Annotated in this window: 23 protein-coding genes and 1 tRNA gene; 17 read left to right on the forward strand and 7 right to left on the reverse strand. The window is 70.8% G+C overall.

The genetic code is table 11. The features are described from left to right. Positions 1-32 precede the first annotated feature (32 nt). Positions 33-1,766: a serine hydrolase domain-containing protein gene (locus tag VNW53_RS01945; protein WP_325553266.1), complete on the forward strand. Its 1,734-nt coding sequence runs from the start codon at positions 33-35 to the stop codon at positions 1,764-1,766. 58 nt (positions 1,767-1,824) lie between these two features. On the opposite strand, the gene VNW53_RS01950 is transcribed toward VNW53_RS01945, so the two are convergent. Continuing rightward, positions 1,825-2,451: an FMN-dependent NADH-azoreductase gene (locus VNW53_RS01950; protein WP_325553268.1), complete on the reverse strand. Its 627-nt coding sequence runs from the start codon at positions 2,449-2,451 to the stop codon at positions 1,825-1,827. A 79-nt stretch (positions 2,452-2,530) separates the two neighbouring features. On the opposite strand from VNW53_RS01950, the gene VNW53_RS01955 reads away from it, so the two are divergent. The 7 genes from VNW53_RS01955 (at position 2,531) to VNW53_RS01985 (ending at position 8,731) form a co-directional block, all read left to right on the forward strand. Next, the gene (locus VNW53_RS01955) at positions 2,531-3,010 is read left to right on the forward strand and encodes a helix-turn-helix domain-containing protein (RefSeq protein WP_325553270.1); all 480 of its coding nucleotides are present in this window, start codon (positions 2,531-2,533) and stop codon (positions 3,008-3,010) included. Positions 3,011-3,019: 9 nt separating this feature from the next. Continuing rightward, complete coding sequence (locus VNW53_RS01960) at positions 3,020-4,324, forward strand: replication-associated recombination protein A (protein WP_325553271.1); 1,305 nt, start codon at positions 3,020-3,022, stop codon at positions 4,322-4,324. 186 nt (positions 4,325-4,510) lie between these two features. Beyond that, the gene (locus VNW53_RS01965; protein ID WP_325553273.1) at positions 4,511-5,248 is read left to right on the forward strand and encodes an RluA family pseudouridine synthase; all 738 of its coding nucleotides are present in this window, start codon (positions 4,511-4,513) and stop codon (positions 5,246-5,248) included. An 82-nt stretch (positions 5,249-5,330) separates the two neighbouring features. Beyond that, on the forward strand, positions 5,331-5,822 hold the full coding sequence (locus VNW53_RS01970) for a CC0125/CC1285 family lipoprotein (protein ID WP_325553275.1): 492 nt from the start codon (positions 5,331-5,333) through the stop codon (positions 5,820-5,822). Positions 5,823-5,862: 40 nt separating this feature from the next. Continuing rightward, a complete protein-coding gene (crcB, locus tag VNW53_RS01975) occupies positions 5,863-6,246 on the forward strand; it encodes a fluoride efflux transporter CrcB (RefSeq protein WP_325553276.1) in 384 nt (127 codons plus the stop codon). Continuing rightward, complete coding sequence (locus tag VNW53_RS01980) at positions 6,243-7,235, forward strand: RluA family pseudouridine synthase (protein ID WP_325553278.1); 993 nt, start codon at positions 6,243-6,245, stop codon at positions 7,233-7,235. The genes crcB and VNW53_RS01980 overlap by 4 nt, the downstream gene beginning before the upstream one ends. After that, positions 7,232-8,731 carry a putative 2OG-Fe(II) oxygenase gene (locus tag VNW53_RS01985; RefSeq protein WP_325553279.1) on the forward strand — a complete coding sequence of 500 codons (1,500 nt, stop codon included), beginning with the start codon at positions 7,232-7,234 and terminating at the stop codon, positions 8,729-8,731. Before VNW53_RS01980 ends, VNW53_RS01985 begins: the two co-directional genes overlap by 4 nt. A gap of 153 nt (positions 8,732-8,884) precedes the next feature. Here the strand turns inward: VNW53_RS01985 and VNW53_RS01990 are convergent, their stop codons facing one another. Both VNW53_RS01990 and VNW53_RS01995 read right to left on the reverse strand, forming a co-directional pair. Then, positions 8,885-10,132, reverse strand: a complete 1,248-nt coding sequence (locus VNW53_RS01990) for a DUF1501 domain-containing protein (protein WP_325553280.1) — start codon at positions 10,130-10,132, stop codon at positions 8,885-8,887. Beyond that, positions 10,129-11,643 (reverse strand): DUF1800 domain-containing protein, encoded by a 1,515-nt coding sequence (locus VNW53_RS01995; protein WP_325553282.1) that lies wholly within the window; start codon positions 11,641-11,643, stop codon positions 10,129-10,131. Before VNW53_RS01995 ends, VNW53_RS01990 begins: the two co-directional genes overlap by 4 nt. A 93-nt stretch (positions 11,644-11,736) precedes the next feature. Here VNW53_RS01995 and VNW53_RS02000 point away from each other — a divergent pair, with 93 nt between their 5' ends. The 5 genes from VNW53_RS02000 (at position 11,737) to VNW53_RS02020 (ending at position 16,314) form a co-directional block, all read left to right on the forward strand. After that, positions 11,737-12,468, forward strand: a complete 732-nt coding sequence (locus tag VNW53_RS02000; protein ID WP_325553283.1) for an ATP12 family chaperone protein — start codon at positions 11,737-11,739, stop codon at positions 12,466-12,468. Between the two features lie 72 nt (positions 12,469-12,540). Next, positions 12,541-12,894, forward strand: coding sequence for a hypothetical protein (locus VNW53_RS02005; RefSeq protein WP_325553284.1), 354 nt, complete (start codon positions 12,541-12,543; stop codon positions 12,892-12,894). Between the two features lie 77 nt (positions 12,895-12,971). Beyond that, positions 12,972-14,504 carry an acyl-CoA carboxylase subunit beta gene (locus VNW53_RS02010; RefSeq protein ID WP_325553285.1) on the forward strand — a complete coding sequence of 511 codons (1,533 nt, stop codon included), beginning with the start codon at positions 12,972-12,974 and terminating at the stop codon, positions 14,502-14,504. 78 nt (positions 14,505-14,582) lie between these two features. After that, positions 14,583-15,689 carry a BON domain-containing protein gene (locus tag VNW53_RS02015; protein ID WP_325553287.1) on the forward strand — a complete coding sequence of 369 codons (1,107 nt, stop codon included), beginning with the start codon at positions 14,583-14,585 and terminating at the stop codon, positions 15,687-15,689. A gap of 97 nt (positions 15,690-15,786) precedes the next feature. After that, positions 15,787-16,314 carry a hypothetical protein gene (locus tag VNW53_RS02020; protein ID WP_325553289.1) on the forward strand — a complete coding sequence of 176 codons (528 nt, stop codon included), beginning with the start codon at positions 15,787-15,789 and terminating at the stop codon, positions 16,312-16,314. Positions 16,315-16,330: 16 nt separating this feature from the next. Here the strand turns inward: VNW53_RS02020 and msrB are convergent, their stop codons facing one another. Further along, positions 16,331-16,825: a peptide-methionine (R)-S-oxide reductase MsrB gene (gene msrB / locus VNW53_RS02025; RefSeq protein ID WP_414693228.1), complete on the reverse strand. Its 495-nt coding sequence runs from the start codon at positions 16,823-16,825 to the stop codon at positions 16,331-16,333. A 57-nt stretch (positions 16,826-16,882) separates the two neighbouring features. On the opposite strand from msrB, the gene VNW53_RS02030 reads away from it, so the two are divergent. Both VNW53_RS02030 and VNW53_RS02035 read left to right on the forward strand, forming a co-directional pair. Then, complete coding sequence (locus tag VNW53_RS02030) at positions 16,883-18,862, forward strand: acetyl/propionyl/methylcrotonyl-CoA carboxylase subunit alpha (protein WP_325553293.1); 1,980 nt, start codon at positions 16,883-16,885, stop codon at positions 18,860-18,862. A 48-nt stretch (positions 18,863-18,910) separates the two neighbouring features. After that, positions 18,911-19,318 carry a DUF805 domain-containing protein gene (locus tag VNW53_RS02035; RefSeq protein WP_325553294.1) on the forward strand — a complete coding sequence of 136 codons (408 nt, stop codon included), beginning with the start codon at positions 18,911-18,913 and terminating at the stop codon, positions 19,316-19,318. On the opposite strand, the gene VNW53_RS02040 is transcribed toward VNW53_RS02035, so the two are convergent. The 3 genes from VNW53_RS02040 to lipB all read right to left on the reverse strand — a co-directional run bounded on the left by VNW53_RS02040 (position 19,315) and on the right by lipB (position 23,101). Further along, positions 19,315-21,369 (reverse strand): S9 family peptidase, encoded by a 2,055-nt coding sequence (locus VNW53_RS02040; RefSeq protein WP_325553296.1) that lies wholly within the window; start codon positions 21,367-21,369, stop codon positions 19,315-19,317. The two genes, VNW53_RS02035 and VNW53_RS02040, sit on opposite strands and share 4 nt — an antisense overlap. 64 nt (positions 21,370-21,433) lie before the next feature. Continuing rightward, complete coding sequence (locus tag VNW53_RS02045) at positions 21,434-22,333, reverse strand: SPOR domain-containing protein (RefSeq protein ID WP_325553297.1); 900 nt, start codon at positions 22,331-22,333, stop codon at positions 21,434-21,436. Between the two features lie 42 nt (positions 22,334-22,375). After that, positions 22,376-23,101 (reverse strand): lipoyl(octanoyl) transferase LipB, encoded by a 726-nt coding sequence (gene lipB, locus VNW53_RS02050; RefSeq protein WP_325553299.1) that lies wholly within the window; start codon positions 23,099-23,101, stop codon positions 22,376-22,378. A 67-nt stretch (positions 23,102-23,168) separates the two neighbouring features. Here lipB and VNW53_RS02055 point away from each other — a divergent pair, with 67 nt between their 5' ends. Beyond that, the gene (locus tag VNW53_RS02055) at positions 23,169-23,420 is read left to right on the forward strand and encodes a FliM/FliN family flagellar motor switch protein (RefSeq protein ID WP_293369979.1); all 252 of its coding nucleotides are present in this window, start codon (positions 23,169-23,171) and stop codon (positions 23,418-23,420) included. Positions 23,421-23,497: 77 nt separating this feature from the next. Continuing rightward, a tRNA-Leu gene (locus VNW53_RS02060) sits at positions 23,498-23,582 on the forward strand. Positions 23,583-23,688: the final 106 nt, after the last annotated feature.

Here is a 23,688-nt window from a genome sequence, read left to right on the forward strand (position 1 = left end):
GCGGCTCAGTTGGCCACGGGGGATTTCGGGCAATGGACATGCATCGGCGCGCGGTGATGGGCCTTGGGCTGGCCGGCGCGGGCCTCGCCGCCGCCGGCGGCGCGGCGGCGGCCGGGGCCGAGCCTGCGGGAGCCGTGGTTGTCGAGGGCCAGGGCGCTGGCCGCTTCGCCCCGGCGATCGAGGACATCCGCGCCTACGCCGCCCAGCACATGGCCGCCTATGGCCTTCCGGGCCTGACGGTCTGCGCGGTCGCCCCGGGGGAAACCACCGCCTTCATGCGGTTCGGCTATGCGGACGTGGGACGCAAGGCGCCGGTGACGCCCGAGCACCTCTTCGAGATCGGCTCGATCTCCAAGTCGTTCACCGCTCTTTGCATCTTCCACCTGATGGAGGCGGGCAAGCTCACCCTTGACCAGGACATCGCGACCCTGCTGCCCGGCGCGCCCTTGCCCGCGGGCGCCTGGATCTCGGTGCAGAACCTGCTGAACCACTCCTCCGGCCTGCCGGACGACGCGCCGCTGTTCCCTCGGGGCGGCGACGGGCGGCTGTGGCGCGGCTTCGAGCCGGGGAGCCAGTGGTCCTATTCCAACCTGGGGTTCCTGATGCTGGGGACCATCGTCGAGCGCCTGGAGGGCAAGCCGCTGGCGGAGGTGATCCGACTGCGGATCCTGGGGCCGCTCGGCATGAGCGCCACCAAGGGCTCGATCCTGACCGGCGACCGGGCAAGCTACGCCCAGGGCTATTCGGCGCTCTATGGCGACCGGCCCTATCCGGTGGCGGGACCCCTGGGTCCGGGGCCCTGGACCGACGTGACCCAGGGCGCGGGCTGCGTCGCCTCCACGGCCCACGACATGGCGCTCTACTGCCGCTGGCTGGTCGCGGCGGGGCAGGGCAGGGGCGCGCCTATCCTGTCGGACGCGGGCGCCGCGCGGTTCACCAGGGCTACCATCGAAGCGCCCGGCTGGGCGGCGACGGGGGCGCCGCAGTACGCCAACGGCCTGGCGGTGGTCGAGGTGGGCGGCCGCAAGCTGCTGCACCACACCGGCGGCATGCTCGCCTACAACTCCGCCCTGCACGTCGATCCCCAGGCCGGGGTCGGCGCCTTCGCCAGCACCAACGTGGGCTTGGTGCCCTATCGCCCACGGGACATCACCGCCTTCGCCTGCGCCAGGCTGCGCGAGGTGGTGGAGGGCGGCCCCAAGGCCGCCCCGGCGCCCGCGCCGCCCAAGGGGCCGAGGGTCGACGCCTATCTCGGACGTTTCGTCAGCCGGGACGGCCCCGCCCTGACGGTCTCCGCGGCCGGGCGCGGGATCTCCGCCCGGATCGGCGACGAGGTCCTAACCCTTGAGCCCTACGAGCAGGACGCCTTCATCTCGACCGCGCCGGAGGCCACGGCCCATCCGCTGGTGTTCCGCCGCACGGACAGGGCGGTGGTGCGGGCCTGGTGGAACGGGGTGGAATTCGTCCGCGCCGTCGGCGACCGGCCGGTCGCGGCCTTCAGCCCCAGGACCCCGCCAGCGCTGGCAGCGCTCACCGGCTTCTACGGGTGCGACGATCCATGGCACGGCAACCTGCGGGTCACCGCCCAGGGCGAGGCCCTGTTCGTCGACGATGTGACGCCGCTCACCCGTCTGCCGGACGGTAGCTGGCGCGTGGGCGAGAAGGACTGGTCGCCGGAGCGTGTCCGGTTCGACGCCGTCATCGACGGCCGGCCCAGCCGGGCGATCGCCTCAGGCGTCGACCACCTGAGGCGTCCGGTTCCTTAAGGGGCGTCAGGGTGAAGCGGTAGCCGGTCCACCCGTTCGACGCGGCCCAAGCTAGAGTCTAGGCCGCCTCCAGGGCCCGGCCCAGGCTCGCGGCCTGGCTTACCGCGCCCTCGAGCGCCTTCTGCTTGTGATCGGGGCTGATGTTCACGCCCTCGGCGCTGACCACCTCGATGTCCGGCACGCCGATGAAGCCGAAGAAGCCGCGCAGGTAGCTCTCCTGGTGCTGCAGGAAGGCGGCCGGGCTGCCGGCGCCGTAGAAGCCGCCGCGCGAGGAGGCGATGATGATCCGCTTGCCGCCGGCCAGGCCTTCGACCCCGCTCTCCGAGTAGCGGAAGGTCTTCCCGGCCACGGCCAGGTGGTCGATCCAGCTCTTCAGTTGGCTGGGGATGCCGAAATTGTACATCGGGACTCCGATCACCACGACGTCGGCCGCGAGGAACTCGTCGAGGATGGCGTCGACTTCCGCTACGTCGCGGGCCTGGTCGGGGCTGCGGGCGGCGGGATCGAGACCGCGGGCGGCCATCAGCGCCCCCGACTGATGCGGCGCGGGCCGTGCGTCCAGGTCGCGGTAGGTCACCTTCGCGCCGGGATTGGCGGCGACGATCGCAGCGACCGCGGCGGCGGAGACTTTCCGGCTGACCGAATAGTCGCCGAGGATGCTGGAATCGATATGGAGCAGGTTCACGGTGGGGGCCTCTACTGGTATTGGTTAGTAACCAGCACTATTTGAGTAACCGACCGAAACCTCGCAAGAAGGCACTTTTTTGAAACCCGCGCACATCGATGTAACCGCCTCCGAGGCCTCCTGCCCGCCGGCGCCCAAGAGCACCCGGGGCGGCCTCTCGCACGCCGAGCTGTTCGCCCAGATCGAGAAGGGCGGCGTGGCTTCGGTGGCCAACACCTGCCGCCCGGTCACCGACATCCTCTCGCGCGTCGGCGACAAATGGAGCGTGATGATCGTCATGCTGCTGGGCCCGGGCCCGCGGCGGTTCAACGAGATCCGCCGCGCGATCAACGGCATTTCGCAGCGGATGCTGACGCTCACCCTGCGCGGCCTGGAGCGCGACGGCCTGGTGACCCGCACCGTCACCCCGAGCATTCCGCCGCGCGTGGACTACGAACTGACGCCGCTCGGCCAGTCCCTGCGCTGCCCGATCGACGCCCTGGGCGAGTGGGCCTTCGCCAACAGCGACGAGATCGTCGCCGCCCGCGCGCGGTTCGACCGGAACGCCGATCGCGGCTAAGACACCCGGATGGCCGACCTCTTCGAAGCCGCGGGCCTGACGCCCCAGGCGCCATCGCCGCTCGCCGACCGGCTGCGCCCGCAGAAGCTCGACGAGGTGGTGGGCCAGGATCATCTGCTGGGCCCCCACGGCCCGGTCCGGCGGATGGCGGAGGCCCATCGCCTGGCCTCGATGATCCTCTGGGGGCCGCCCGGCACCGGCAAGACCACCATCGCGCGCCTGCTGGCCAAGGAGGCGGGCTACGAGTTCCAGCAGCTCTCCGCGGTCTTCTCCGGCGTCGCCGACCTGAAGAAGGCGTTCGAGCAGGCTCGCGTCCGGCGGCTGGCCGGCCAGTCGACCCTGCTGTTCGTCGACGAGATCCACCGCTTCAACCGCGCCCAGCAGGACGGCTTCCTGCCCTTCGTCGAGGAGGGGATCGTCACCCTGGTGGGCGCCACCACCGAGAACCCGTCCTTCGAGCTGAACGGAGCGCTCCTGTCCCGCTGCCAGGTCTTCGTACTGAAGCGCCTGGACGACGCGGCGCTGGAGACCCTGCTGGAGAAGGCCGAGGCCTTCGAGGGCCGCCCGCTGCCGCTGGAACCGGACGCCCGCCAGGCGCTGACCGCGCTCGCCGACGGCGACGGGCGTTATCTGCTGACCCTGTCCGAGACCCTGTTCAACATCGGCTCGGCCCGGCCGCTCTCGATCAAGGACCTGGGTCAGGTGCTGCAGAAGCGCAGCCCCGCCTACGACAAGGACCGCGAGGAGCACTACAACCTCATCTCGGCGCTGCATAAATCGATCCGCGGCTCCGACCCCGACGCGGCGCTCTACTGGCTGGCGCGCATGCTGGCCGGCGGCGAGGACCCGCTGTTCGTGGCGCGGCGCCTGATCCGCGCGGCGGCCGAGGACATCGGCGAGGCCGACCCCATGTCGCTGATCCTCGCCAATGCGGCGAAGGACACCTACGACTTCCTGGGCTCGCCCGAAGGCGAGATCGCCCTGGCGCAGCTCACCGTGCACCTGGCCACCGCGCCCAAGTCCAACGCCGTCTACAAGGCCTATGGGGCGGCGATGAAGGCGGCGCGGGAGACCGGCTCGCTCGGCCCGCCGATGCACATCCGCAATGCGCCCACGCGGCTGATGAAGGACCTGGGCTACGGCAAGGGCTACGCCTACGACCCCGATCAGGCCGAGGGCTTCTCCGGCCAGAGCTATTTCCCCGACGAGATGGACCGCCAGGTCTTCTACACGCCCAAGGGCGAGGGCGCCGAGGCGCGGATCAAGGAACGGCTCGACCGCTGGGCGGCTCTGCGCAAGGAACGGGGCTCGTGACGCCGCTCTCCAATATCGCGATTTCCCTCCCCTCCATGGGGAGGGCGGCCGCGGCCCCCGGGTCCCGCGAACGCGGGCCCGAGGATAAACTCCGCCGAGGTCGGGTGGGGAAGTGCGGGCCGGAGTGATGAGTCAGCGCTTGAACGCGATTTCCCCACCCGTCTCGCTGCGCTCGCCACCCTCCCCATGAAGGGGAGGGAAAAGCCGCCGATCAGGCTCACGCCGGCCGAGATCGCCTTCGTGCGCGGCCTGGCGATCTACGAGGACCCCGACGTCCTGGCGCTGAACAAGCCCGCGGGCCTGTCGAGCCAGGGCGGGCGCGGCCAGGTCCATACGCTGGACGAGTTGCTCTGGGCCTTCGCCAAGCCCGGCAAGGCCCGGCCCCGGCTGATCCACCGCCTCGACCGCGACACCTCCGGCGTGATCCTCACCGCCCGGACCAAGCCCGCCGCCGGCTTCCTCGGCAAGGCGATGATGGCCCGGAAGTTCGCCAAGACCTATCGCGCCATCGTCACCCCCGGCGCGCCGGAGCCCCGGGCCGGGACCATCGACGTCTCCCTGCGCCGCGACGAGCAGGGCCGCGAGGCCTACATGCGCGTCTGCGACCCCGGCCATCCCGACGCCGAGACCGCCCGCAGCCGCTATCGCACCCTGGCCGAGGCGCCCGGCGCGGCCCTGCTGGAGCTCGACCCTGAGACGGGGCGCATGCACCAGTTGCGCGTCCACCTGGCCCATATCGGCCGCCCCATCGCCGGCGACGCCCGCTATGGCGGCGCCCTGGTGGCGGGCGGCCACCCGGTCCCGCGCCTGATGCTACATGCCGCCGCGCTCACCTTTCCGCACCCCTCCGGCGGCGAGAAACGGCTGGAGGCGCCGGTTCCGGCGGACATGGCCGCCCTGATCGCCGCGCTGGGCCTCGGCTAGGCCGCGGAACTGCGCAGCCGCGCGGCCCGTATTCAGGCTAGGATTCACGACTCGGGACGGAGTGTTCGCGAAAGGTCGTCACATGAAACGCCTGATCCTGCCCGGCCTCGCCGCGCTTTCGCTGGCGGCCTGCGCCACCCCGCCGCCGACCGCCTATCAGCCGGCTGCCGGCCCGCAAGGCGTCGGCTTTTCCGAATCCCGCATCGAGCCCGGCCGCTATCGCGTGACCTTCCACGGCGGGGAGGGCGCGCCCCGGGGGCAGGTCTCCGACTATGCGCTGCGCCGCGCCGCCGACCTAGCCCTGGCCGACGGCTACGACTGGTTCCGGGTCACCGGCCGGTTCGTGAGCTGGGACCGGGCCGACGCCGGCCCGCGGGTGGGCCTCAGCGTGGGCGGCGTCAGCTTCGGCCGCCACAGCGCCGTGGGCGCCGGCCTCGGCACGGCCTTCAACCTCGGCGGCGGCCCGGCGCTGACCGCCACGCTTGAAGTACTGATGGGCCGCGGCCCCAAGCCCGCCGACGGCGATGTCTATGACGCGCGCGGCGTGCAACGCTCGATCGCCGGGCCCGCCTGACGGCCTTTGCGCGGGCCCCGCGCCGTCGCATAAGGGGGCGATGTTGAATCTGCTGTTCGTCGCGCTGGGCGGCGCCCTGGGCTCGGTGAGCCGCTACCTGCTGAACGACCGGGTGCGCGCCGTGCTGGGGACCGGCTGGCCCAGCGGCATCTTCACCATCAACCTATTGGGCGGCTTCCTGATGGGCTGCCTCATCGGCGTGCTGGCGCACCGCGGGGGGGCGGACCAGGAGCGGTGGCGGGTTCTGGTGGGCGTTGGCGTGCTGGGCGGCTTCACCACCTTCTCGGCCTTCTCGTTGGATGTCGCCCTGATGATCGAGCGGCGCGAGTGGGCGGCGGCGGCGCTCTACAGCGTCGCCTCGGTGGTGCTTTCGGTCGTCGCCCTGTTCGCTGGCCTGATGCTGATGCGCAAGGTCCTGGCATGAAGGAGGTCCGCACCCTCTATGTCGACGCCGGCGAGGACGGGGTGCGCCTGGACCGCTGGTTCAAGCGCCGCTGGCCGCACCTGAACCACATCCAGATCCAGAAGCTGGCCCGCTCCGGCCAGATCCGCGTCGACGGCGGCCGCGCCAAGCCGGAAACCCGCCTCGCCGCCGGCGCCCAGGTGCGCGTGCCGCCCCTGCCGGAGGCCGGACCCCAGCGGGAGAAGGGCCAGCTCGACCCGCGCGAGATCGCCTACGCCAAGTCCCTGGTGCTCTACGAGGACGAGGAGGTGCTGGCGCTGAACAAGCCCGCTGGTCTCGCGGTCCAGGGCGGCACCAAGACCGTCAAGCACGTGGACCGCCTGCTCTCGGCCTGGGGCGAGGGGCTGGAGCGGCCGAGGCTCGTCCACCGGCTGGACCGCGACACCTCCGGCGTCCTGGTGCTGGGCAAGTCGCCGGGCGCGGCGGCCAAGCTCGCCGGCGCCTTCGCCAAGCGCCGCGCGCAGAAGACCTACTGGGCGCTCGTCGCGGGCCTGCCCAAGCCCGGCCAGGGCGTGCTGGAGCTGCCGCTGATGAAGACCGGCGTCGGCGACCGCGAGATGGTGGTCCCCGCCGACCCCAAGGACCCGCGCGCCGAGCCTGCGGAAACCGAGTTCGTCACCCTGTCCCGCGCCGCCGACAAGGCCGCCTGGATGGCGCTTTGGCCGCACACCGGGCGCACCCACCAGCTACGCGCGCACATGCTGGCCATGGGGCATCCGATCCTGGGCGATCCGAAATACGCCACCGAGGCCTCCCGCGAGCTGTCGGGCGAGCTGAAGCTGCAGCTCCATGCGCGCCGCCTGGTCCTGGCCCATCCCTCCCGCGGCCAGTTGGTCCTCGAGGCGCCGATCAGCCCGGAATTCCGCGCCGGCCTGCGCCGCTTCGGCTTCGACGAGCACGAGGCCGATCCCGAACCCTTCACATCCAGTTCCAAGAGAGTCCGCCGATGAGCGAAGCCGCCGAGATCGAGCGCGCCGAGGCCCTGATGGCCCAGGGCATGACCGACGCGGCGGTGGCCATCACCGCGGCCCTGGCGGGCGGCCCCGCGCCCAGCCATCTGGCGCTCGCCTCCCACTCCGGCGCCCTGAAGCGCGTCGGGCGCAACGAGGAGGCGCTCGCCTTCGACCTCCAGGCCATCGAGCGGTTCGGATCGAGCCCCATCGCCTGGCACAACTACGCCGCCACCCTCGATGACCTGGGCCGGGCGCAGGAGGCCGTGGCCGCGGCGGAGAAGGCCTTCAGCCTTGGCATCGACACGCCGCAGACCTTCGCCGTCTACGCCCGGGCCCTGCGCGCGGCGGGCAACCACCAGCGCGCCGACTACGCCTACCGCCAGGCGCTGATGCGCGCCCCGGCCTCGCTGGACGTGGCCGCGGAATACGCCAACTACATCTGGATGCTGGGCGGCGACCTGGCCGTGGCCGATAGTGTGCTGGATTCCGCCTTCCACGCGGGCGCGCCGCCCACGCCGCTGCTGGTCGCCAAGGCGACGCTCTATGACGCCGCGGGCCAGGCCGAGCGCGCCGCGAGCCTGCTGGAGGCGGCCAGCCGCAAGATGCCGGGCGACGCCATCATCCTGATGTCGGCCACGGATTTCGCGCTGCGCCTGGAGCGCCCCGACGAGGCCGAACGCTATGTGCGCCTGGCCGAGGCCGCCCAGCCTGCCTCGCGCAGCGTGATGCAGTACGCCGCCATCGTCGACCTGGCGCGGGGCCGCCCGGAGGCGGCGCTGGCCAAGCTGAGCGCCGCCCTGGAGACCCATCCGGACGACCAGTCGCTCTGGGGCTGGGCGGCGACCGCGGCGCGGGCCGCCGGCGACCCGCTATACGGCCGGCTCTGCGACTACGACGCCATGGTCGGCGCCTACGACCTGGCCACGCCGGAGGGCTGGCCGAGCCTCGAGGCCTTCTTAGGTGATCTCGCCAAGGCCTTGAAAGAGGTGCATTCCTACCAGCAGCACCCGACCAACCAGTCGCTGCGCCACGGCAGCCAGTCGATGCACCTGCTGACCGGCTCCAACGCCCCGGCGGTGCAGGCCTTCTTCCGGGCGATCGACGCGCCGATCCGCGAACACATGGCCAGGCTGGGGCCGGGCGACGATCCGCTGCGGCGGCGCAACATGCTCGACTACCGCATCCAGGGCGCCTGGTCGGTGCGCCTCAGGCCCAACGGCTTCCACCGCGACCATTTCCATCCGGAAGGCTGGCTGTCCTCGGCCTTCTACGTCGAGACCCCGGATGCGGCGCTGGACAGCCCGGACAGGCAGGGCTGGATCCGCTTCGGCCAACCGCCGTTCATGACCGACCCGCCGCTGCCGCCGGCCCATTTCGTGCGGCCGAAGCCCGGCCGGCTGGTGTTGTTCCCGTCCTACATGTGGCACGGCACGGTGCCGTTCACGACCGACGAGACCCGCCTGACCGTCGCCTTCGACGCCGTGCCGAAGTGATGTTGCTTTCCCGCGAAGCGGGAGCGGTCGAGAGGGTGGGGCTCAGGCCGTGGGGCCCGGCGGATGGCGAAGCGCCGAGCTTGTGGCTCGGCCTTCCTACCATCCGCTCTTCGGCGGACGGTCCCCCCTTCCCATGAATGGGAAGGGAAGCCCTTAGACCAGACCCAGCACCGGTTTCACGGCCGCACTGCTCGGGAAGATGGCGTTGTCGAGGGCCGCGCGGTCGACGCCCATGTGCTCCGCCAGCACGCCCTTGAAGAGGCCGCGCATGTCCACCGTGGGGGCCACGTCGCGGTTCTCGAACAGGGCGTTCGCTTTGAGCGTCGGCCAGTCGCCGACAATGCCGCCCGGCTTCAGCGACCCGCCCAGGATCAGCGCGGTCGAGCCGGTGCCGTGGTCGGTGCCGCCGGTGCCGTTGGCGCGCGCGGTGCGGCCGAACTCGGTCGCCACCAGCACCACGGTGTTCTTCCATTCCGGGCCGAGGCCCGTGTGCACGCCGTCCAGCACCGCGTCGAGATAGGCCAGGCGCTGGTTCAGCAGCCCGGCCTGGTTGGCGTGGCTGTCGAACCCGTCGAGGGAGATCGCCGCCACTGTGGGCCCGCCGGGCTCGCGCATGAAGCCCGCCAGGGACTGGCCGAGCGTCTTGGCGGCCTCGCGGCCCTGTTGTGCGCCCCCGCCGACACCTTTGCCGCTCGCCATCATGGCCGGCTGGCCGCCGTCGAGGCCGGCGGTGGCGTCCTTGGCCATGGTCTCGGTCGCCAGGCCGCGGGCCAGGGCCGGGCCGAGCAGGGCGTCGTTGCGGTAGAGGTCCTGCAGCAGGGTCGGCAGGCGCGCCTCGGCGTCGACCCCGCGGCCGGGGGACCAGGAGGCGGTCTGGACCTTGCCGCGCAGGATCAGCGGCGCGGTGGCGCCAATCGACAGGGCGTCGACCTTGCGGTGCGCCGACAGCGTCTCGACCGTGCGGTTCAGCCAGCCGGAGGTGGTCGAATAGACACCGGCCGCGCCGGTTTCCAGCACGTCCTGCGCCTCGAAGTGCGAACGCGCCCGGTCGGGCGTCGCCACCGCCGGCGCGATCCGCGCCTCGCCGGCCTTGGCCAGGGCGTGGACGGCGGTGAGCTGCGGGTGCAGCGCGAAGGTCCCGTCCAGGGGCAGGGCGGCGTCGCCGAGCGCCAGGCCGCCACGCAGGCCCCGGTATTCGCCGTCGCCGATCGGCGGGGCGACGGTGAGGCCGTCCATGCCGCCGCGGCAGATGACCACGATCACCTTGCGCTTGTTGAGCTCGCCGTCGGCCGCCATGGCCGGCACGGCCAGGAGCTGCAGCGAGAGCCCGAAGCCGGCCGCGGTCGCGAGCAGGCCCCGTCTTGTCGGCGAATGGGCGCGGGAGGGCGTGAAAGCGTTCATCGGCGTTGGAACTCCGGGCTCATCAGGAGGAGGGCGAAGCCCTCGGGGCGCGACTCGGCCCGCGCTATGGCCTTGGCGGTCTCCGGGCTGAGCCGTTCGCCCAGCGCATCGGCCGCCAGGGCCTTGGGGTCGCGGTCATGCACGGCGCCGGCCGAGAAGGCCTGGGCGAACTGCATGCGCTTGACGATGGCGTCGGGGGCCGCCCAGGACTGGGCGTCCTCCGGCCAGCCCTTGGGCGAAGGGGCCGAGAACGGCTTCTGGCCGAGAGAGGTCAGGATCGGCCCCACCTGCTGGAAGCCCATCGGCGAGCCGCCCGCGGCGCGGAAGCTGGAGACGATGAACTCGTAGGGCGTCTTGAACTTGGCCGGCGTCGGGTCCCAGGCCTCCGGCGCGGACACCAGGGCGTCGGCCACCGTCGCCAGGTCGCCGCGGCTGCCGGTCCAGGCCGCCTCCAGGCGCGCCACCAGGGCCGGCGACGGATCGTCGGCGACGAAGTGGCGGGCGAGCTTGGCGCAGATGAACCGCGCGGTCTGCGGCTTGGCGGCCAGGTCGGTCAGGATGGCGTTGGCCTGGTCCTTCCCCCGCTGGTCGTAGCGCACGCCCATCACCGTCCGCTCGCCCGGCTCGTGGGCCTGGACCCGGAAAACCGGCGCGCCATAGGCCCCGTCGCGCTCGCCGCCGATGGAGATGCCGGTCATGGCGCGGGCGAACTCGGTGACGTCGGCCTGGGTGTAGCCGCCGTTCACGCCGACGGTGTGCAGCTCCATGATCTCGCGGGCGAGGTTCTCGTTGAGACCGACCGTCCGCTGAGCCGCCAGTTGCAGGCGCGCGCCGCCGAAGGCGCCGGCCCCGCGCCCGCCGCCGTTTCGCATGGCCTGGGCGGCCTGGCTGTCCGGCCCGATGGACTGGATCTGGTCGAGATAGGTCAGCATGGCCGGATGGGTCTCGGCCGCGCCCAGCAGGTCGTCGAAGCGGCCGAAGGCGTGCGGCCGGATGGCCTCCTCTTCGAAGGGGCCGACGACGGTCCCAGTGATCGCCTTGGTGGCCGAGACCGTGAAATGGTTGGCCCAGAACAGGGTCCAGCGCTCGCGGAAGCCGGCATCCGTGGTCGCGGCCAACTGGATGCGGGCGGTGAAGTCCTCGCTGATATCCTTGCGCAGCATATTGCCGACGACCTTCACCGGGTCGCGGGCGTCGCCCTTGGCGGCGGCTGCGGCCATGGCCGGATCGGTCGCGTCCATCGCCGCGCCGGCGGGCTTGGGCGGGCGCACGTCGGAGGCCTTCTCGATGCGGAGTTCGCGCCGTTCGCGCTGGTATTCGCGGAATTCGGCCATGCGCTGGGCGCTGGTGGGCGCGGCGCCGGCGGGCTGATCGGCGCCGGAGCGGCGGATCTGGTCCTTGAGGAACCCTTGCGGGTCGCGGCGAGCCTGGTCGATCTCGCCGGGTCGGGCCCCGAGCCCGAAACGGGTGACCGCGATCGCGGCCTTCATGTCCTGGTCGGCAAGCGCCACGCCGTCTGTCTCCTTGCGCTTGTCCCTCCGGGCGGTCATGCCACCGGAAAGCGGCTGAATCCCGGCCGGGACGTTACGGGAGCTATTCGAGCCTTGCCGAAAGGATTTCACGAACCCGGCGACAAGCCCAGGCGGTTCTACAGCAGCGTTTCTGTCGCTGCGATGAACGGCGGTTTTTCCGTGATGCTCGACGGCCGGACGCTGCGCGGGCCAAAGGGCGCGCCGACCGTGCTGCCGAACGAGCCCCTAGCGGAGCTGGTCGCAGGCGAATGGGCCGCCCAGGGCGAGCGCCTGGAACTGGGCGCCATGCACGCCACGCGCCTGGCCAATACCGCCATCGAGGCCATCCCCGACGCCCGCGACGCCACGGCGCAGCAGATCGCCGACTACGCCGCCTCTGACCTGCTCTGCTATCGCGCGACCGAGCCCGCGGGCCTGGTGGCCCGCCAGCAGCAGCATTGGGACCCGGTCCTGGCGCGCGCCGAGGCCGAGCTGTCGCTGAGCTTCATCCCCGTGAGCGGGATCGTCCACCAGCCCCAGCCGGCCCAGACCCTTGAGCAGGTGAAGGCCCTGGCGCTGCGCCTCGACGATTTCGGCCTGGCGGGCCTGGCGTTCGGCGTCCCGCTGTTCGGCTCGTCGGTGCTGAGCTTCGCGGTGCAGCGCGGCTGGTTCTCCGGGGAGGCGGCCTTCGACCTCTCGCGCCTCGACGAGGCCTGGCAGGAGGAGAAATGGGGCGTCGACGCCGAGGCGGCGGAGCGCACCGAGCGCCTGCGCGGCGAAGCCGCGATGCTCGACCGCTGGTTCAAGGCGCTGCCCGGAAGCTGAACTCGGCCCGGAACTTGCCGCGCTGCATCCGAATCCACGGCCCCTGTGCCGGAATGGAGCGGAGTGAGTCCCGTGGTCGCGTCGGTCGCGCCTTTCGGACGTCTCGGCCTGATGCAGGCGGTGATGGCGCGCGCCGTCGCGCCGGCCGCCGATGCGCCGATCGTCAAGGACCGCCCGCGGCCGTCCGCCGCCCAGCACGCCGCGGCCACGGTGGCCTTCGCGCCGGCCGCCATGCACGCCCTGCTGCAGGCCCAGGAGCAGATGGACAAGAACGCGCCGATCCTGGCACGCACGCCCACCGTCATCGCCATCGACCAGCTTATCGTCCAGATGGCCGACGGGCGCGTCACGGCCGCACCGACACCGGACGCGCCGCTGACCCTGCGCCGGCTCGAGACCGCCCGCCTCCAACTCGCCGAGGCCTGAACCGGCCGCCACGGCGGCTTGCCACCCGCGCGGGCGCGCTCTACGCCTTGCGCCCGGGTAGGGAAGGGCCGTTCCGCGTGAAGCATATCCTCGAAGAGCTGGAAAAGCGCCGCGAAGAGGCGCGCGCCGGGGGCGGCGAGCGCCGGATCGCCAGCCAGCACGCCAAGGGCAAGCTGACCGCCCGCGAACGGATCGACCTGCTGCTCGACGAAGGCTCCTTCGAGGAGTTCGACATGTTCGTCGAGCACCGGGCCACCGACTTCGGCATGGCCGACCAGAAGATCCCCGGGGACGGCGTGATCACCGGTTGGGGCCGCATCAACGGCCGGGTGGTCTTCGTCTTCTCCAAGGATTTCACGGTGTTCGGCGGATCCCTGTCCGGCGCGCACGCCAGCAAGATCCTCAAGGTGCAGCGCCAGGCGCTGAAGGTGGGCGCCCCGATCATCGGCCTCTTCGACGCCGGCGGCGCGCGCATCCAGGAGGGCGTGGAGAGCCTGGCGGGCTACGCCGACATCTTCCTGGAGAACACGCTCGCCTCGGGCGTCATCCCGCAGATCAGCGTGATCATGGGCCCCTGCGCCGGCGGCGACGTCTATTCGCCGGCCATCACCGACTTCATCTTCATGGTGAAGGACACCAGCTACATGTACGTGACCGGCCCCGACGTGGTGAAGACGGTCACCCACGAGGACGTCAGCCACGAGGACCTCGGCGGCTACCGGGTCCACGCGCTCAAGTCCGGCGTCGCCGACGGGGCCTTCGAGAACGACCTGGAGGCCCTGACCCAGGTCCGCCGGCTGGTCGACTTCCTGCCGCTGTCGAACCGCGAGAAGCCGCCGATCCGCGAGAGCTTCGACGAGCCCTACCGCGACGAGATGAGCCTCGACACCCTGGTCCCGGCCAATCCCAACAAGCCGTACGACATGAAGGAGCTGATCCTGAAGATCGTCGACGAGGCGGACTTCTTCGAGATCAGCCCGGACTACGCCAAGAACATCGTCTGCGGCTTCGCGCGCCTCGACGGTCAGCCGGTGGGCATTGTCGCCAACCAGCCGCAGGTGCTGGCCGGCGTGCTGGACATCGACGCTTCCCGCAAGGCGGCCAGGTTCGTCCGCTTCTGCGACGCCTTCGAGTTCCCGCTGATCACCCTGGTCGACGTGCCGGGCTTCATGCCCGGGACCAAGCAGGAGCAGGGCGGCCTGATCCGCCATGGGGCCAAGCTGCTGTTCGCCTTCGCCGAGGCGACGGTCCCGAAGATCACTCTGATCACCCGCAAGGCCTACGGTGGCGCCTACGACGTGATGAGCTCCAAGCACATCCGCGGCGACATCAACTACGCCTGGCCCACCGCCGAGATCGCCGTGATGGGCTCGAAGGGCGCGGTGGAGATCATCTTCCGCTCCGAGATCGGCGACCCCGACGCCATCGCCGCGCGCGAGGCCGAGTACAAGGCGCGCTTCGCCAACCCCTTCGTCGCCGCCTCCCGCGGCTACATCGACGACGTGATCATGCCCCACGGCACCCGGCGGCGGATCGTCAAGGCGCTGAAGAACCTGAAGGGCAAGCAGCTCACCAACCCCTGGAAGAAGCACGACAACATTCCGCTATAGCGGCGGATTTCCAGGAACCTCCGCCGGACGGCTCCGGTTGTGGGCGCAAGAACGCCCAACACATCGGAGGAACTTCCCATGGCCGGCAACTGGATGGACGATCGCGAGCGGCAAATCCGTGACCGCGGCGGGCGAGGGCTCACCGGCGACCAGAGCCGCTACGACGAGGACCGCACCTGGGACCGCGACGCCGAGCCCGGCGCCTATGCCGCCCGCCGCGGTGGGCCGGGCCGCGACCGGGTGTTCGGCGAGCGTGAGAGCGGGGCGAGCTACGGCCGCGCCGCGCCGGAAAGCTACGGCGGCGGCTATCGCGGAGGCTCGGTCGGCCGCGGATGGCAGGATCCGGCCTACGGCGGGGTGAGCCCGGCCATGCGGCGCGGCGAGTACGGCAAGCTGCCGCGGGTTTCCGGCCAGGACTACACCGGCGGCCGCTTCTACGGCGACGACGGCGAACGGATCTACCGCGAGGAATACGGCGAGGGCGGCCTGGACTACGGCGAACCGGCCGGCGGCTATGACGCCGGCTACAGCCCCACCCGCGCCCGCTACCACGCCCAGGGCTATGGCGAGCCGGGGTATGGCGGCTATCGCGGGGAGTTCCGCAGCAACCGTCCGGCCAGCGGCGGGACCGGCGGCTACGACTACGAGCGCGGCTACGGCTATGGCGACAATGCGCGGCCCGAAACCCGCTCCGACCGCTTCGAGGAAGCCGGCCGCAAGTCCGGCGAGTTCCTGCACCGGGCCGGCGAGAAGGTGGCGTCCTGGTTCGCCGGCGGCTCGGAGGCGCGGGCCTATGATCGCGGCGCCCGGGGGCTTGGGCCCCAAGGCTACAAGCGCGCCGACGAGCGGATCAACGACGACGCCCACGAGCGGCTGACCGACGATCCCTGGCTCGACGCCACCGAGATTTCGATCTCGGTCTCGGGCGGGGAGGTGACGCTGTCGGGCACGGTGGAAAGCCGCGAGGCCAAGCACCGCGCCGAGCGCCTGGTGGAGGACATCTCCGGCGTGGTCCACGTGCAGAACAACCTGCGTCTGGCCAAGGGCAATTACTTCACCCGAGCGGGCTCGGGCTATGGGGACAGCGTCCTGGGCGCCCAGATCCGCGACGCCGGCGGCGAACCGGCCGAAGGCGGCACGGGCGGCGCGGGCTCCGGGCAGTCTCCGGCGGGCAAGAAGAACTAGGCCGAATCACGCAGTGTCCCTTCTCGCAGGAAGAGAAGGGACATTTCCGCCTCGCCGTGGGATCTAGGGGTGCGGGCTGCGCACGTCGGGAGGGGCCATGATCGAGCGAAGCGCATCGTGTGTTTGCGGCCGGGTGCAGTTGAAGGCGGTCGGCGAGCCGATCCTGGGCGCGGTCTGCTGTTGTTCGGATTGCCAGGCCGGAGGGCGGCTCATCGAGGCGTTGCCCAATGCGGCGGCGATCCGCGATGGGTTCGGTGGGACGCCATATCTGATCTATCGCGATGACCGATTCGCCTGCGTGGCCGGCGCCGAGGCGCTCGAGGGGATCAAGCTTTCGGAGTCCGCGCCGACCACCCGGTATGTCGCGACCTGCTGCAATTCGGGCATGTACCTGAAGCACGGTCCGGGGTGGTGGACGTCCGTCTATCGCGCCCGCTTCTCCGGCGACCCGCCTCCCGTGGAGGTGCGAAACAAGGTCGCCAGCCTGCCGCCCGGCGTCACGCTTCCGGGCGACATCCCGTCCTATCGAGGATTTCCGCTGAAGCTCATCCGCCGCCTGCTGGCGGCGCGGCTGGCGATGTGGATGGCGCGATCGGCGCCCGGTGAAGGGGCCCGAGTTCCTTGAGTGAGCTGTTCAGGCGCTAGGCCGGCGCGGTGGCCTTGGCCACGCCTTCGCCGCGGCGCAGGCGGTCCGGCAGGGGCGCGCCGTAGGGGACGAACTCCAGCGACACCGAGTTGATACAGTAGCGCAGCCGGGTCGGCGGCGGACCATCGGGGAAGACGTGGCCCTGGTGGCTGCCGCAGCGCGCGCAGGTCGTCTCGACGCGCAGCATGCCGTAGGAGCGGTCCTCGATCGCCTTGACGTGCGTCTCGTCCACCGGCGCCCAGAAGGACGGCCAGCCGGTGCCGCTTTCGAACTTGGTCTTGTGCTCGAACAGCGGCAGGCCGCAGAGGCGGCAGCAGTAGATCCCCGCGTCCTTCTGATCCAAGAGACCGCCACAGAAGGGCGCCTCGGTGCCGTGGTGCAGCAGGACATCGGCCTCTTCCCGCGTCAGCGAGGCCTCCAGGGCCTTGCGTTCCTCCGCGCCAGGTGGCGTCAGGTCGAAGCCGGATGGGGAGAGTTGTGGCGTGCTCATGGCGGTCAATCTAAGGTCCCCGCCTTCGGTTCGGAAGTGAGGCGCGTGCTCGGCTAGATGTTTTCCAAGATCCTGATCGCCAATCGGGGCGAAATCGCCGTCCGCATCATCAAGACCTGTCGCCGGATGGGGATCGCCACCGTAGTGGTCTATTCCGAGGCCGACGCGGACTCCATGGCCGTCGAGATGGCCGACGAGACCGTGTTCATCGGCCCGGCCCCGGCGGCGCAGTCCTATCTGGTGGCCGACAAGATCATTGCCGCGGCGCGCGAGACGGGCGCCCAGGCGATCCACCCGGGGTTCGGCTTCCTGTCGGAGAACGCCGGCTTCGCCAGGCGTTGCGCGGAGGAGGGGATCGTCTTCATCGGCCCCAACCCGCACGCCATCGAAGCGATGGGCGACAAGATCGAATCGAAGAAGTTCGCCGCCAGGGCCAACGTCTCGGTCGTGCCCGGCCATGTGGGCGAGATCGACGACACCGCCCACGCCATCCGGATCTCCGAGGAGATCGGCTACCCGGTGATGATCAAGGCCTCGGCCGGCGGCGGCGGCAAGGGCATACGCGTCGCCTGGAACACCCAGGACGTCGAGGAGGGTTTTCCGGCGGTGAAGGCCGAGGCCAAGGCGAGCTTCGGCGACGACCGGATCTTCATCGAGAAGTTCATCGAGAGCCCGCGCCACATCGAGATTCAGGTGCTGGGCGACAAGCACGGCAATGTCGTCCACCTGTTCGAGCGGGAATGCTCGATCCAGCGGCGCAACCAGAAGGTCATCGAGGAGGCGCCGAGCCCGCTGCTGGACGCCAAGACCCGCGAGGCCATGGGCGCCCAGGCCGTGGCGCTGGCCAAGGCGGTGAACTACGACTCGGCCGGCACCGTCGAGTTCGTGGCCGGCCAGGACAAGAGCTTCTTCTTCCTGGAGATGAACACCCGCCTGCAGGTGGAGCACCCGGTTACCGAGTTGATCACCGGTCTCGACCTGGTCGAACAGATGATTCGCTCGGCCTATGGGGAGAAACTCGCCTTCGCCCAGAAGGACCTGAAGATCGGCGGCTGGGCCATCGAGAGCCGCATCTACGCCGAGGACCCCTATCGCGGCTTCCTGCCTTCCATCGGCCGCCTGGTCCGCTACGACCCGCCCGCCGAGGGCGAGGTCGCGCCCGGCGTGCTGGTCCGCAACGACGCGGGCGTGCGCGAGGGCGACGAGATCTCGATGTTCTACGACCCGATGATCTCCAAGCTCTCCACCTGGGCCGGAACACGCCTGGAGGCCGTCGACGCCATGGGCCGCGCGCTGGAGGACTTCCACATCGAGGGGCTTGGGCAGAACATCCCCTTCCTGGCCGCGGTGATGGACCAGGAGCGGTTCCGCTCCGGCAAGCTCTCCACCAACTACATCAAGGACGAGTTCCCCGACGGGTTCTCAGGGACGACGCCCACGGCCTTCCAGCGCGACCTGATGGCCGCGGTGGCCTGCGCCATGCACCGCACCATCACCCGGCGCGCCGCCCCGGAGCTGATGCGCGACGACTGGGTGGTGATCGAGGGCGGCGAGCGGCGGCTGGTGCGGGTCACCAACGGCGAGGCGCTGACCGTGGAGTTCCTCGAAGACGGCCGCACGCTGACGCTGGAGGACATCGACTGGCGGCCCGGCAAGGCGGTGTTCCGCGGCGTCCTCGACGGCCGCGCCTTCTCCGCCCAGGTGGAGCCCCTGCCGGAGGGCTTCCGCATCCGCCACCGCGCCGCGGCCGCCAAGGTGCTGGTGTTGACCCCGCGCATCGCCGAACTGCACGAGCGCCTGCCGCCCAAGGCCGCCGCCGACACCTCCAAGATGGTGCTGTCGCCGATGCCGGGCCTGGTGGTGACCCTCGACCTCGCCGTGGGCCAGCAGGTCCGCGCCGGGGAGCCGGTGGCGGTCATCGAGGCCATGAAGATGCAGAACATCATCCGCGCCGAGCGCGACGGCACGGTGAAGGCGGTCAACGCCGCCGCCGGCGACAGCGTGGCGGCCGACGAGGTGCTGGTGGAATTCGCCTGACCGCGGACCCGAGGCTATGCTGAAGCCTCGGATTCGCTGGGGCGCGCCATGAACGGCCAGATCGACTGGAGCGAGGTGTTCTTCTCGGCCGACGGCCGGGCGGCGCGCATGCCCTCGCTGATCGCCGCCTTCGCGCTGTTGATGATCGCGGTGGTCTACGAGGCCATCGCCGGCACGACGCTGCACTGGATCACGGGGTGGTTCGTCTATCCGCCGCTGTTCTATTGCGGCGCCTGCGTGCTGTCGAAGCGCCTGCACGACCGCGGCCGCTCCGGCTGGTGGGCGGCGTTGGTGCTGACCTCCGTGGTGGCCGTCTGGCCGCAGCCGAACAGCTTCTTCGACTTCGCCTTCACCCTGGTGCTCGTCTGGGCCGGCGTCGAGCTGGGCGCCATGCCCGGCGAGGCCGGCGCCAACCGCTATGGCCCCAACCCGCTGGGCCCGGCGCTGACGATCTAGTTCGCGGGGGTCAGCGCCGGGGCCAGCGGTTCGCCGAAGATGTAGTGGCCGAACCAGTTCTCGTTCTCCTCCATCACCGCGCGCTGCTGCTTGGGCTTGTTGATGGGGTGACCGAAGCCGTCGTAGAGCACCATCTTCACCGGCACCCCATGGTCTTCCAGCGCCTGGCGCAGCTCGAAGGAGTTGGCCACCGGCACCCGCTTGTCGGCGCTGCCCTGCTGGATCAGCGTCGGGGTCTTGGCCTTGGCGATGTAGGTGATGGGCGAGGTCTTGGCGTAGATCTTCGGGTCGTCCCAGGGCGTGGCCAGCAGGTACTGCCGGGTGAAGGGCGTGATGTCGGTGTTGGCGTAGTAGGTCATCCAGTCGGAGATGCCGGCGCCCACCGAGACCGCCTTGAACCGGTCCGACGAGGTGGTGATGAAGGCCGAGATATAGCCGCCCTCGCTCCAGCCCATGGCGCCCACGCGGTCCTTGTCCACGAAGCCCTTGGCGATCAGGGAATCCACGCCTGAGATCACGTCGGCGTAGTCGCCCACGCCGAGGTTGCGGACGTTGAGCGAGCGGAACTTCTCGCCGTAGCCGGCCGAGCCCCGGTAGTTGGGCCGCAGCACGACGGCGCCCTTCTCCACGAACCGCTCGATCGGATAGTAGCGGTCGGCGCCCAGCGCGGGGACGTCGATGCCCGTGGGCCCGCCGTGGATCACCACCAGCAGGGGGTATTTCTTTTTGGGGTCGAAGTCGGCGGGTTTGTAGAGCACGCCCTCCACCGCCGCGCCGTCGCCGGACTTCCACCTCACCAGCTCGCGCCTGGCGATCGCCAGGCCCGCGAACTGCTCCGCGCCATGGGTGAGCTGGACGGGCTTCGGCGTCGCCAGGTCGGCAGCGTAGATTTCCGGGAACAGGTTCGCGCCGGCGCCCACATAGGCTGCGCGCCGGAAGCCGTCGGAGAACGAGAACCGCGCGGCGATGTCGGAGCCGGGCAGGGCGATCTTCTTCACCGCCAGGGTCTTCGGGTCGGCCAGGAACAGGCTGGAGTTGGTCCCCTCGCGGCCGGCGAAATAGATGCCCTCGGGCGCCCAGCGCAGGATGGCGGCGTCCTCGTCGAAGCCCGGATCGACCACCTTCACCGGCCCACCGTCGCGGCTGACCACGGCGATCTTCTGGTTGGCGTAGAAGAAGTACTTGGCGCCCGGCGCGGCGCGGAAGGCGATCTGGCCTCCGTCCGGCGACCAGTGCGGGTCGCTGTTGGGTCCGGGCGCGTCGACGATCGTCTTCACCGTCCCGCTCGCCACGTCGACGGTGTAGATCTTGCTGGTGAAGGCCGAGATCAGGTCCGGGTCGCGCTGGGCGGAGAAGGCGATGGTCCTGCCGTCCGGCGAGAAGGCAAAGCCCTCGACGCTGAAGGTCTCGCTCTTGGTGATCGGCGTGGGGCCGGCCACCGCGCCCGCCCGGCCCGCGGCGTCCGCGCGGGGCAGGGTCACGCGCCACAGCTGCACCAGGCCGTAGTCCGCGTGGATCACATGATAGTCGCCGAAGGTCTCCTTGCGGTCCTTCATCGCCTTGGGCTCGGGGACCTCGGCGGCGACGGCGAGGCTCCTGGAATCAGGCGCCCATTCGAAGGCGTTGGCGCCCTTCTCGAAGACGCCCATCTGCTGGGCCTCGCCGCCGTCGGCGGGCATGACGTAGAGCTGCTTCTTGTCGGCCGGCGATTTGGGCAGCGCGCCCGGGCGGTCGGAGAGGAAAGCGATCCAGCGGCCGTCCGGCGACCAGGCCGCGTCGCTGGAGGATTTCACCGCCAGGGTCAGCCGCCGCGGCGCGCCGCCGGCGGCGTCGGCCAGCCACAGCGAGGTCTCGAAGGCGTTGGTCTCCCAGTTGGTGGCCGTCTGCTCGAAGACGACCTTCTTGCCGTCCGGCGAGATCTTCGGCGCGCCGTAGCTCACCATGTCGAGCGACTCGGTGATGGTCGGGGCCCGGCCGGGTCCCGCCGCCCAGGCTGGGGCGGCCAGCATCGCCAGGGCGCAGATCACCGCGCCGATCTTGAAAGCTTTCATCACAGGTCCCCGAGGAAGTTCGCCCGCCGTCACGATGCACCCTGGGGCGGCGGCGTCAAACGACTCAGCGCCGGACGAAGCAGGCTTGGCCGCCGGCCTTCAGCTTTTCGCACAGGCTGCTCGCTTCGGCGGCGGAGACGAAGCCGGTGATCAGGGCGCGGTGCACCGTCTTGCCGTCCACCTCGGCGGTGACGACCTCGGCGCCGTGGCCGCCGACGTCGGTGGCGAACTTGGTCTTGAGGCGGGCCAGCAGCGCCTCGGCGTCCTTGGCGTCGGGCGAGGCGCCGATCTGCACCGCGGCGCCGCCGGCGGACGCCGCGGCCGTCGCCTTGGGCTTCGGCGGCGCCGGAGACGCCGGCGTGAGGGTCGGGCGCAGGGCCGGCGTGCGCGGGGCGTCCGCTGCCGGCGCGGGAGGCGTCGGCGCGGGCTTTGGCGGTGGCGCGGACCGGGCGGCGGCGACCTTCAGCCTGCCGTCGAAGGGGCGGCGGAAGTCGCGGTCGCACAGGGCGCGCATCACGGCTCCCAGGGGCGCGCTGGCCACCGGATTGACCCAGGCGTCGTCGGCGTCACGCACCGTGCGCGGGTCGGTGCGCAGGTCGCGGGTGTGGAAGCCGGTCATCACGCCCAGGCGCACGATGCGCTTTTCGCAGTCGACCTCCACCGGAATGCTCCAGGAGGCGACATCCTCGTGCGCGAGGATCTGGGGGTCCACCGCTTCGGAGACGATATTGGCCAGGAAGCCGCGCGGCTGGCCGGTGGGCTGGGCCGCGGTGATGGCGGTGACCGCCGAGGGGCTGACGTCGACCACCTGGCCCGGCAGGATCGGCGTGTCGCGCTGCAGCCAGGCGGCGATGTCGCCCAGCGCCCTCGATGGCGGATAGCTTACGTCCAGGGCCAGCGCCGAGCCGGCGGAGGCCAGGAAGGCGGCGAACAGGACAGGGGTCGCAAACGCACGGTACGGCATCGAGGCTTCCATCGCACCGACTCAGGGGCTTGGGGAAGGTGCCTACACTGGCGGATCGGCGGGCGCGAGGGGTCCGAACACGGCTTCGAAGCTGGCGCGCAAGGCCGCGTCGGCCTCGTCCATGGTCGCCGGCAGGCCCAGGTCGACCAGGCTGGTCACCCCGTGCTCGGTGACGCCGCAGGGGACAATGCCGTTGAAATGGCTGAGGTCCGGCTCGACGTTCAGGGAAATCCCATGGAACGACACCCAGCGGCGCAGTTTGACCCCGATGGCGGCGATCTTGTCCTCGCGAGCGGGCGCGCCGGGCTGGCGCCGCGCCACCCAGACGCCGACGCGGCCCGGGCGAACCTCGCCGGCGACATTGAACCGGCCGAGCGCCCCGATCACCCAGGCCTCCAGGGCGGCCACGAAGGCGCGCACGTCGCGGCGGCGCCGGCTCAGGTCCAGCATGACATAGGCCACCCGCTGGCCGGGGCCGTGATAGGTGAATTGCCCGCCGCGCCCGCTCTCGAACACCGGAAACCGGTCCGCATCCAGCAGGTCGCCTGGCTTCGCCGAGACGCCGGCGGTGTAGAGCGGCGGATGCTCCAGCAGCCAGACCAGCTCCTGCGCCCGGCCCTCGGCGATGGCCGCGGCGCGCGCCTCCATGGCCGCCACGGCGTCCGGATAGGCCACGGGGCCGCGCGAAACCGCCCAACCGGCGGGCAAGTTGTCGCTGCGGCCGAAAATCGGCGCTTCCGTCGCTGGATTTAACACCCGGTCAAGCATGTCGCGGCCAATGTGGGGTCTGGGCTGAGCCGACGCAAAGCCCTCGCGTACTGAGAGGCGTAACTCCGTGAGCCAGGTCAAGGCGGTCAATGTCGAGATTCAGGTGGTGCTGGGGCGCTCGACGCTTCCCATGCAGCAACTGCTGCGCATGGGCCGCGGTGCGGTGATCCCGCTCGACACGGCGGTCAATGACGAGGTCTGGATCCTGGCCAACAACCACCCGATCGCCCGCGGCGAAATCCAGATCAACGACGAGAAGATCTCCATCGCGGTGACCCGCGAGGCCAACGTCTACGACTTCATGGCCGGCGGCCAGTAGCCGCCCAGCCAGGGCGGGCGTTTTCGCCGCCCTTCACAAAGCCTCCGCCGTTTGCTACCCCCCGCGGCTCACCACGAGCGGTCGTGGCGGAATTGGTAGACGCGCAGCGTTGAGGTCGCTGTGGGGCAACCCGTGGAAGTTCGAGTCTTCTCGACCGCACCAGTGAATTAAGGTCCTTCAACTCTTCAGGAAAACAACGCTTCGACATAGCTGAAGGAGGTCCGCGATGAGCCGTGAAACGGACGACCTTGAGCTACGAGAGCGATCT

The organism is Phenylobacterium sp. (assembly GCF_035569475.1).
Lineage (GTDB): Bacteria > Pseudomonadota > Alphaproteobacteria > Caulobacterales > Caulobacteraceae > Phenylobacterium.

Coding starts and splice junctions, on each gene's coding strand:
- VNW53_RS01960 (WP_325553271.1), top strand. CDS start 3,020: ATGGCCGACCTCTTCGAAGCCGCGGGCCTGACGCCCCAGGCGCCATCG.
- VNW53_RS02015 (WP_325553287.1), top strand. CDS start 14,583: ATGGCCGGCAACTGGATGGACGATCGCGAGCGGCAAATCCGTGACCGC.
- VNW53_RS02035 (WP_325553294.1), top strand. CDS start 18,911: ATGAACGGCCAGATCGACTGGAGCGAGGTGTTCTTCTCGGCCGACGGC.
- VNW53_RS01985 (WP_325553279.1), top strand. CDS start 7,232: ATGAGCGAAGCCGCCGAGATCGAGCGCGCCGAGGCCCTGATGGCCCAG.
- VNW53_RS01965 (WP_325553273.1), top strand. CDS start 4,511: ATGAAGGGGAGGGAAAAGCCGCCGATCAGGCTCACGCCGGCCGAGATC.
- VNW53_RS02040 (WP_325553296.1), bottom strand. CDS start 21,369: ATGAAAGCTTTCAAGATCGGCGCGGTGATCTGCGCCCTGGCGATGCTG.
- lipB (WP_325553299.1), bottom strand. CDS start 23,101: ATGCTTGACCGGGTGTTAAATCCAGCGACGGAAGCGCCGATTTTCGGC.
- crcB (WP_325553276.1), top strand. CDS start 5,863: ATGTTGAATCTGCTGTTCGTCGCGCTGGGCGGCGCCCTGGGCTCGGTG.
- VNW53_RS02045 (WP_325553297.1), bottom strand. CDS start 22,333: ATGCCGTACCGTGCGTTTGCGACCCCTGTCCTGTTCGCCGCCTTCCTG.
- VNW53_RS01980 (WP_325553278.1), top strand. CDS start 6,243: ATGAAGGAGGTCCGCACCCTCTATGTCGACGCCGGCGAGGACGGGGTG.
- msrB (WP_414693228.1), bottom strand. CDS start 16,825: ATGAGCACGCCACAACTCTCCCCATCCGGCTTCGACCTGACGCCACCT.
- VNW53_RS02030 (WP_325553293.1), top strand. CDS start 16,883: ATGTTTTCCAAGATCCTGATCGCCAATCGGGGCGAAATCGCCGTCCGC.
- VNW53_RS01970 (WP_325553275.1), top strand. CDS start 5,331: ATGAAACGCCTGATCCTGCCCGGCCTCGCCGCGCTTTCGCTGGCGGCC.
- VNW53_RS01945 (WP_325553266.1), top strand. CDS start 33: ATGGACATGCATCGGCGCGCGGTGATGGGCCTTGGGCTGGCCGGCGCG.
- VNW53_RS01990 (WP_325553280.1), bottom strand. CDS start 10,132: ATGAACGCTTTCACGCCCTCCCGCGCCCATTCGCCGACAAGACGGGGC.
- VNW53_RS02020 (WP_325553289.1), top strand. CDS start 15,787: ATGATCGAGCGAAGCGCATCGTGTGTTTGCGGCCGGGTGCAGTTGAAG.